We start from the raw sequence: 7,895 nt of genomic DNA on the forward strand, positions 1-7,895 counted from the left end.
ATCAGGTCGCGTTTCTGGCCTTCCACCGCTTTGACTGCATTCTGGAAGATGTGGCGGCCATCAAGGCGCTGGTCGGCAAGGGCGCCGCGTCAGCGGGGTAATGCTGCCTCATCCACTCCCTGCCGCGTAACGCGGTTTTTTTGTGTCTGCGATCCGGGCGGGTCGCAGGATTTCAGGAGGTCCCGTGTCTTTTCCCACCCTCGAACAACTGCGACAACAATGCCGTCTCGACGGTGATGACAACACCGAAGATGAGTTATTGGGCACCTACAGCCGGGCGGCCATCAGGCGGGCCGAAAACTACCTGAACCGCCGTTTGTATGAAACCGCCGTGCCGGATACTGACCCGGACGGATTGCTGGTCTCGGACGATGTGACACTGGCGCTCATGCTGACGGTGGGCTACTGGTACGAAAACCGGGAGGCCCAGTCCATCCCGACGGGGTTTAAGGCGCTGCTGGAACCCTACCGTTACATTCCTTTATAGGAGGTTACCCATGAAAGCCGGTTCATTGCGTCACCGGGTTAAACTGTTCCGCCCCGTCATCATCCGCGATGAACTGGGGTCGGAAACCCTCACCCCCGAATACGTGACCACGGTCTGGGCCAAGGCCGAAGCGATGTCCCACCGCAAGATCCGCACGGCTGACCAGCAACAGGTGATTGAAGTGCAGCAATTCACAATCCGGCCCCGGGCAGAAATTACCGTCAGCTGGCTGGTTGAGCATCAGGGGCGGTTGTTTACCGTGCGCACAGTAGACCGCAACCGTCCCGACCGCGCCGTTGTCACCACCGAAGCGGATGTGCGCCATGATAGAGTCTGACATCAAAGCCGCGCTGGAAAGGTTAACAACACTGGCAGTCTACCCATTGATATTGCCCTCCACGGTGCTGGAAGGCGTGACTTATCAGTGTATCAGTGACCCGAAGTTCAATACCGGACTGGCGGCCACCCGCTTAATCGAAGCCCGTTTTCAAATCAGCATTATCCTGCTGAATGATTACACCAAAGCCCTCCGGCTGGAGCAAAGGATACGTGCCGCGTGGGAGTCGGTGCAGCATGGCTATCTTGGGCGTACTCCGGTGCAGACCGTCTCGCGCGGGGCACTGCATCAGGACGCCGAAGAGCTGACCGAAAACCGCAAGCGCTATCGCATCACCCGTGACTTTATTATCACTTATGCGGAGGTGCTCAATGATTAGCGCCAGCCTCTCCGGTCTGGAAGAACTGGGGCGCAAGTTACAGGCACTGGAAACCGATCTCCAGACCCAAATCCTGCGCAAAGCCGGCAAGGCCGCAATGGAGATTGTCAGGGAAGATATGGAAACTCATGCCGGATATGACAAGAAAAGCGAAGGCCCCCATCTGCGGGACAATATCAAAATCCGCTCGGCAAAATCCTGGAAATACAAGGGCGGGGTGATGATCACCGTCGGCCCCGCCAAAGCCCATCGCATGAAAGCGCTGGCGCAGGAAATGGGCACTATCAAACAGGTGCCGGACCCCTTTATCCGTCCGGCACTGGATTACAACAAAACCGCCGTCTTAAAGGCGCTCACGCAGTCCATCCGTGACGCCCTGTCGGCCTACAGCCAATAACCCTCATCTGGAGTCACACATCATGGCAACATCATCACCCGAATATGCCGTCCTGCCTGCGGGCACAGTGGTAAAATTCGGCAAACCCGGCGACACCGTTGATCAGATGAAATCCCTGATTAACTGTAAGGCGCTGGGGGCGACCGGACTGTCCGGCAGTTTTATCGACTGCACCACCCTGATCGATACCAACAAGCAGTTTATTTCCGATATGCCGGAAGGGCCGGAGAAATCCCTCGGCTTTATTGATGACCCGGAAAACGCCGATTTTACCGCCTTCCTGAACGCCGCCGAGCAACGCGCCACCGTCCAGTTCTACATTGGATTGCCGAACAAGCGCACGGCCACGATGGTGCTGGCGCTCTCCGGCTGGGAGATGAACGACATTAACGCCCCGGCCAGTGAAGTGATCCAAATCACGGTCAAGGGCAAACAAAACAACCTCGTCTGGGGTATCGCCACCCCGAAAACAGGAGTCACCCCCGCATGAAAGGTTTAAAAGCCGCATTACTTACCCCGCGTTCCCATGTGAAAGAAGTGGAACTGTTTGGCACCCACGTGAACCTGCGTCGTATGACCGCCTCTGAACTGATGGATTTGGAAGAGGCCGTGTACGCACTCAGTGACGACCAGCCCCGGGAAGCCTCCCGGCTCAATATCCAGATGGTGCTGGACTGCCTGGTGGACGACAAAGGCAAGCCGCTCGACAAAGCGGATCTGCCGACCGCCGGTGAGCTGATGGACATTCACGATAACGCCACGATCATTGCGGCGATTAATACGGTGAAACGCCACGCCATCGGCACGCTGGAAGACGCCAAAAAAAACTGACCCACACGCCGCTGCTGCATTTTGCGTTTACCCTCGCGGAGCAGCTCGGCGAGACAGACCCCTACCGTATCCTGTCCCTGCCGGCCGCCACGCTCAATGAGTGGCAGGCGTATTACAGCCTGAAAAACAGCCAGCCGGCTGAGGATACGCCTTCTGCCCCGCCTGTTCCTGCGTCCGGTCACTCGGTGCAGGCGCAGTGTGCGGCCGTCGTGAAATTGCTAGGTTAAACACATGGCAAATTTATCTACATTAACCGTGGGGTTGCTGGTCAATGCCACCTCGTTCAAGTCGCAGCTCACGGAGGCGTACCGCCACGCCGGGCGCGCATCGGAAAAATTTTCCGGTCAGGCCAAATCCGACGCGAAAAAGGTCGAGTCGGCTTACCAGTCAATGGGCAAGCAGATTAAATCGGTGTCCGGTCAGCTGGCGCTGCTGGCAGGGGTGGGCTTTTCACTGGGGTCTATTCTGACGGCGACCCGTAAATACGGGCAGGCATTGTCTGATCTGTCCGCCATTACCGGGGCAACGGGCGCACAGTTAAAGCAACTGGATGACGCAGCGCAACAACTGGGCCGGACCACCGAGTTTGGGGCCACCCGGATTGCCGGTGCCCTGAAACTCATGGCGTCAGCCAAACCGGAGTTACTGAAAAGCACGGCAGCATTGACACAAGCGACCCAGAAAGCGGTCATTCTGGCACAAGCGTCCGGCATTGAATTGCCTGACGCCACCAAGGCACTGGCCCTGTCGTTAAACCAGTTCGGGGCGTCCGCTGCACAGGCCGACCGCTATATCAACGTACTGGCGGCCGGGGCAAAATACGGCTCGTCCGAAATCAACGAAACGGCACAGGCCATTAAAAACGGCGGTACGATGGCCGCACAGGCGGCGATCAGCTTTGAAGAACTCAATGCGGTGATCCAGATACTGGCCGCCGGCGGGATCAAAGGCGCAGAAGCGGGGACGGCCATTCGCAACGTGATTCTGGCGCTGGAGAAATCCACCGATAAAAAACTCAAGCCTTCGGTCGCGGGGCTGGGGGCGGCACTGGATCACCTCAAAAGCAAGCAGCTGTCCACGGCGGAGGCGGCGAAGTTATTCGGGCGGGCCAATGTAAGCGCCGCCTCCCAGTTAGTGACCGGACGGGGGAAGTTAGACGAGTTAAAACAATCCCTGACCGGAACGCAGGTCGCCTATGAGCAGGCGGGGGACAGGGCGAAGAACCTCAGCGCGGATCTGGATGTACTGAGCAGCGCGTTCGAGGGGCTGGCGGTTAAAGTCGGGCAGAGTGCCGACGGCCCTTTGCGTTCAGGTGTTCAGGGCGCAACCAGTGCCATCAATGGCCTGTCGGAGAACTTTAACACGGTTGCTAATATTGCCCTGCATACCCTGCTCCCGGTCATGGCGGTCAAAATGACAGCAGGCTTGCGTGAAAATGTCAGCGCGTGGCGAGCGACCGAAAAAGCGACCCGGGATACCGCCAAACAGAAAGTAGAAACCGCCAAGCGCACCCTTGAGCAGGCTAACGCCACCGTTCGGTTGACCCAGCGTCAGGGTGAGCATATCGAAAGAATGCGGACCGTGAATGCCCAGCATGGGGTTTTTGTTAATTACGCCAAGGAATCAAGGGCGCTGTATCGGCAGGAAACCGAAGCGCTCAGACAGAAGGTGCGGGCAACAAGGCAGCTTGAAGCTGCCAATCGTCGGCTTTCATACTCGTACCGCGCATTATCTGCCACCGCAGGATTTGCCCGTGGGGCACTTGCCATGATAGGAGGGCCATTTGGTGCTGCGATGCTGGCAGGCTCTGCTTTGTTTGCTTTGTATAATAACAGTGTCTTAGCTAAAGATGGTTTGCAACAACTAAAAGATGAAGCTATTGAAACGGTTGCAGAGCTGCAAAAATTATCCAAAGTGAAAATTGAAATTCAAATGGATAATATCAAGGATGAATTAGAGGAACTGGGAGAACAACGGCAAGAAATTCGCAATAAATTAAATCAAAAAAAATATTCAGACCTCTATCTTGATGATTTGAAAAGAGGCTATTTTTTTGCCCCGAATAGAGACAAGTTACTCAAAGAAAAACGCGGGTTTTTGAGTCAACTAGAAGACCTGGATAAAGAAGTTGATGTGCGTAACAAAAAATTGCAGCGACATCAGGATACTCTGTCCATAGGTAAATTTAATGCTAACACACCAGATCCTACACCTTCACAATCTGATGATCTTAATCCATGGACAGGAGAAGGAACCGGTGGCAGTGATAAGAGTGATAAGAAAGGGAAACAAACCCTTAATCAATATCACCAATTACGCAAGGAAATTGAGCAAGTCCACGCGACCAGCTTAGGGCGCATTATCCTCAGCGAACAGGAGATTCAGAAAAAGCTGGTTATGGTTGGTAAATCCGGCCTGGTTTCCCAAACTGAAATTTCACGTCTGGCAACCCTTAATGCTGAAAACCACCAAAAGCAACGGATGGAGCTGGCCGAAAAGTATGCGCCGGCAAAAGCCCTTGTCCGTCAGGAAAAAGAAGCCAGTCAGGAACTTAAGGCATTATATTCTGAGCGGTTACTGACCGAGCAGGAGTACCTGTCAGCCAGCAAGTCGCTCTATCAGACTTCCGTCAAAGATAAACTGGCAGAACAGGCAAGGCAGATGGCGGCCCCGCGTCTTGATATGGCGGGTGAAGTTGATCCGTTAGCCCAACTGAAAAATCAGCTATCAGAGCAAACGGCACTTTATGATGCTTATTACCAAAACGGCATCATCAAAAAAGAGCGTTATGAGCAATTGGTTGCCGCCGCTGGTACGCGTTCCAAGGATGCCCAATTTGCAGCCGCGAAGGATCTGTATGGCGCGCAGGGCAATTTCCAGAAAATGCAAATGAACCTGCTGGATGTCGTGGAGCAGCGGTCAAGCAACGCCTTAACCGGGATGCTGATGGGCACCAAATCATTCTCGGAATCCATGAAGGAGCTGTCTGCGTCACTGGCCCAGTCCATCATTCAGGATTTGGTACGTATTGCCATGCAGGCATTGATCACCAAGGCACTCTCTGGATTCTTCGGCGGCATGTCAGGCGCAGGAAGCAGCCCTTTAGCCTCGACAGGGAGTGGAATGTCTGCCGCCAATACCGGCGCAATGGGCATGCCAACGAGCTGGCAGGGGTATGTAGCCAATGCGAAAGGGGGTGTGTATAGCTCACCGAGTTTGAGTGCTTACAGCGGACAAGTTGTCAGCAGTCCGACATTGTTTAAATTTGCCGAAGGCGACGGATTAATGGGTGAAGCAGGGGCGGAAGCTATTCTGCCACTAAAACGCGGGTCAAATGGCAAACTGGGGGTTGAGGCAACAGGGGGGGCGGGCAACCAAACCGTCATCAATGTTGATATTGTGATCCACCCGGATAAGGGCAGCGAAGTACAGACAACCAGCGGATTTGAGTCTGCGGGCAATGATATTGCGAAGTTTGTCGATCAGCGATTCAGGTCATTGCTGCATAAGAGTCTGGGTCAGGGCGGTGAGTTAAGTACGGCGATTAAAGGAGGCAGACGATGATAAAGACATTTGATTTTCCCGCAAGGGTGGGGGCTGCGGGTGAGTTTGAACCCGTGGTGCGCTCTGTTCAGTTCGGCGACGGATATAAGCAAACATCAGGAGAGGGGATCAACTCACAGCGGGAAAGCTGGCCCCTGTCCTTTGTTGGTGTCCTGTCTGAAATGGAACCCATCATGACTTTTTTAAGGGAGCATCAGGGCTGGCGTTCGTTCAAGTGGCGCAACCCGTTATCTCAGTTAGGGCTGTATCAGGCCGGAAAATTTACCCTACAGGCTCACGGTGCTTACTTTACCCTCTCCGTGACCTTTACCCGCGTTTACCATCCGTAAGAGACTTCATTATGACCATCAATGCCTCTCTCCAGCGTCTTGAGCCGGGGAGTAAAATTCTGTTATTTTCAGTTGATGGCTCGGCCTTTGGTGGGCCGGAGCTGTACTTTCATAATCACCCCATTCCTTACACGGAAGCGGAACTGGAAAGCTCAGACGAGCTTCCGATCAAGTCTGTCTGGTGGCAGGGCGTGGAATATAAACCGTGGCCGGTCAAGATTGAGGGCTTGGAAGTCAACGGTGATGGCAGAGCGGTATCACCGACGCTCAGTGTGGCCAATCTGGACGGCACCCTCAGCGCCCTGTGTCTGGCCTATCAGAATATGGTTCAGGCACGCGTCACTATTCATATGACTTTTGCGCACTATCTGGATGCGCGAAATTTTCCCGAGGGTAATCCAGACGCTGATCCTGCACAGGAGAAAATCGACGTCTTCTATATTGACAGCAAGACGCATGAAGACAATACGGAGATTCATTTTGCCTTGTCTTCTCCCGCTGACTTGCAGGGGATTCAAATTCCTACCCGCCAGATTCATAGCCTGTGCACGTGGTGTATGCGGGGGTTGTATCGCAAGTCACCGTGTAGCTACACGGGCACGCGGTATTTTGATGAAGAGGGCAACCCGACCGATGATCCTTCGCAAGATGCCTGTGGTGGGCTGATGAATGATTGCAAAAAACGATTTGGTGAGACTGAGCAATTGCCGTTCGGCGGTTTCCCCGGTTCTGCGTTATTAAGGCGGTAAAACTAGGCTAACTTGAGCAGTAAAAAGGGTGCATTTTCATTCAGTTATAAGTAAACTAAATGTTAAACTAATAACTAGCTGGATGAAGACTTATGAAAAAAATATTTTTTTTATTAGGTTCGTTTTTTATAAATACATCAATGGCGAACGTTATATCGGTAGATGAATATCATAAATGTAAAAAACTAACAGAGTCTAGTAAAAAATTGGATTGTTACGAAACACTGAGTTCAGAAAATAGCACTGTCAATAAAGAGAAAAATGATTGGCATATATCGAAACGAAAATCTGAAATAGATGATTCACAGACTATACTCTTGAGGGCAGAAGCTACGCGTCCAATACACACAGAGCTACTGGGAAGAACCGTGCCTGATTTAGTCCTAAGGTGTCAGAATAATAAGACGGAGGTATATATAACATGGGGCGCTTATTTAGGAATTGATAGCGCAAAAATAACAATAAGAATTGATAAGGAAAAAGCTATTAGTAAGTGGTGGAATATATCTACAGATAATAAATCATCTTTCCACCCTGGCGGAAATATCAAATTCATCAAGTCTCTTCTTGATAAAAATACATTATTTGTACAAGCCACCCCTTATGGAGAGAACACCATCAGCACTACATTCAATATAACTGGATTGTCAGATCAGATTACACCATTAAGAAAATCATGTGGGTGGTAAGAAGAATATTTTTTAGAATTCCAGACATCTATTAATGCGGAGGAGGCATAAAGTATTATCCTCGCTATAATCTTCATATATTGATTATTAACATCCATCAATTTAACCCGTTTCTGAACTGACCCCATAAAGT

Annotated in this window: 10 protein-coding genes; all 10 read left to right on the forward strand. The window is 52.1% G+C overall.

The window, feature by feature from the left end:
• Window positions 1–184 precede the first annotated feature (184 nt).
• The 10 genes from H8A87_RS06235 (at window position 185) to H8A87_RS06280 (ending at window position 7,762) form a co-directional block, all read left to right on the forward strand.
• Window positions 185–487: a head-tail connector protein gene (locus tag H8A87_RS06235; RefSeq protein WP_198689126.1), complete on the forward strand. Its 303-nt coding sequence runs from the start codon at window positions 185–187 to the stop codon at window positions 485–487.
• A 10-nt stretch (window positions 488–497) separates the two neighbouring features.
• A complete protein-coding gene (locus H8A87_RS06240) occupies window positions 498–824 on the forward strand; it encodes a phage head closure protein (RefSeq protein WP_198689127.1) in 327 nt (108 codons plus the stop codon).
• Window positions 811–1,203: a hypothetical protein gene (locus tag H8A87_RS06245; protein WP_198689128.1), complete on the forward strand. Its 393-nt coding sequence runs from the start codon at window positions 811–813 to the stop codon at window positions 1,201–1,203. Before H8A87_RS06240 ends, H8A87_RS06245 begins: the two co-directional genes overlap by 14 nt.
• Window positions 1,196–1,600 carry an HK97-gp10 family putative phage morphogenesis protein gene (locus H8A87_RS06250; protein WP_198689134.1) on the forward strand — a complete coding sequence of 135 codons (405 nt, stop codon included), beginning with the start codon at window positions 1,196–1,198 and terminating at the stop codon, window positions 1,598–1,600. The genes H8A87_RS06245 and H8A87_RS06250 overlap by 8 nt, the downstream gene beginning before the upstream one ends.
• A 22-nt stretch (window positions 1,601–1,622) precedes the next feature.
• Window positions 1,623–2,090 (forward strand): phage tail protein, encoded by a 468-nt coding sequence (locus tag H8A87_RS06255; protein WP_198689129.1) that lies wholly within the window; start codon window positions 1,623–1,625, stop codon window positions 2,088–2,090.
• Window positions 2,087–2,431 carry a phage tail protein gene (locus H8A87_RS06260; RefSeq protein ID WP_198689130.1) on the forward strand — a complete coding sequence of 115 codons (345 nt, stop codon included), beginning with the start codon at window positions 2,087–2,089 and terminating at the stop codon, window positions 2,429–2,431. Before H8A87_RS06255 ends, H8A87_RS06260 begins: the two co-directional genes overlap by 4 nt.
• 231 nt (window positions 2,432–2,662) lie before the next feature.
• On the forward strand, window positions 2,663–5,995 hold the full coding sequence (locus tag H8A87_RS06265; RefSeq protein ID WP_198689131.1) for a phage tail tape measure protein: 3,333 nt from the start codon (window positions 2,663–2,665) through the stop codon (window positions 5,993–5,995).
• On the forward strand, window positions 5,992–6,324 hold the full coding sequence (locus H8A87_RS06270) for a phage tail protein (RefSeq protein ID WP_198689132.1): 333 nt from the start codon (window positions 5,992–5,994) through the stop codon (window positions 6,322–6,324). The genes H8A87_RS06265 and H8A87_RS06270 overlap by 4 nt, the downstream gene beginning before the upstream one ends.
• A gap of 11 nt (window positions 6,325–6,335) precedes the next feature.
• Window positions 6,336–7,073 (forward strand): phage minor tail protein L, encoded by a 738-nt coding sequence (locus H8A87_RS06275; RefSeq protein WP_198689135.1) that lies wholly within the window; start codon window positions 6,336–6,338, stop codon window positions 7,071–7,073.
• A gap of 92 nt (window positions 7,074–7,165) precedes the next feature.
• Complete coding sequence (locus H8A87_RS06280; RefSeq protein WP_198689133.1) at window positions 7,166–7,762, forward strand: type VI secretion system-associated protein TagO; 597 nt, start codon at window positions 7,166–7,168, stop codon at window positions 7,760–7,762.
• Window positions 7,763–7,895: the final 133 nt, after the last annotated feature.

The organism is Xenorhabdus lircayensis, assembly GCF_016306625.1.
Lineage (GTDB): Bacteria > Pseudomonadota > Gammaproteobacteria > Enterobacterales > Enterobacteriaceae > Xenorhabdus > Xenorhabdus lircayensis.

Excerpts from the sequence above, each read along its gene's own strand:
- H8A87_RS06255 (WP_198689129.1), top strand. The coding sequence starts at position 1,623 with ATGGCAACATCATCACCCGAATATGCCGTCCTGCCTGCGGGCACAGTG.
- H8A87_RS06275 (WP_198689135.1), top strand. The coding sequence starts at position 6,336 with ATGACCATCAATGCCTCTCTCCAGCGTCTTGAGCCGGGGAGTAAAATT.
- H8A87_RS06280 (WP_198689133.1), top strand. The coding sequence starts at position 7,166 with ATGAAAAAAATATTTTTTTTATTAGGTTCGTTTTTTATAAATACATCA.
- H8A87_RS06270 (WP_198689132.1), top strand. The coding sequence starts at position 5,992 with ATGATAAAGACATTTGATTTTCCCGCAAGGGTGGGGGCTGCGGGTGAG.
- H8A87_RS06250 (WP_198689134.1), top strand. The coding sequence starts at position 1,196 with ATGATTAGCGCCAGCCTCTCCGGTCTGGAAGAACTGGGGCGCAAGTTA.
- H8A87_RS06265 (WP_198689131.1), top strand. The coding sequence starts at position 2,663 with ATGGCAAATTTATCTACATTAACCGTGGGGTTGCTGGTCAATGCCACC.
- H8A87_RS06240 (WP_198689127.1), top strand. The coding sequence starts at position 498 with ATGAAAGCCGGTTCATTGCGTCACCGGGTTAAACTGTTCCGCCCCGTC.
- H8A87_RS06260 (WP_198689130.1), top strand. The coding sequence starts at position 2,087 with ATGAAAGGTTTAAAAGCCGCATTACTTACCCCGCGTTCCCATGTGAAA.
- H8A87_RS06245 (WP_198689128.1), top strand. The coding sequence starts at position 811 with ATGATAGAGTCTGACATCAAAGCCGCGCTGGAAAGGTTAACAACACTG.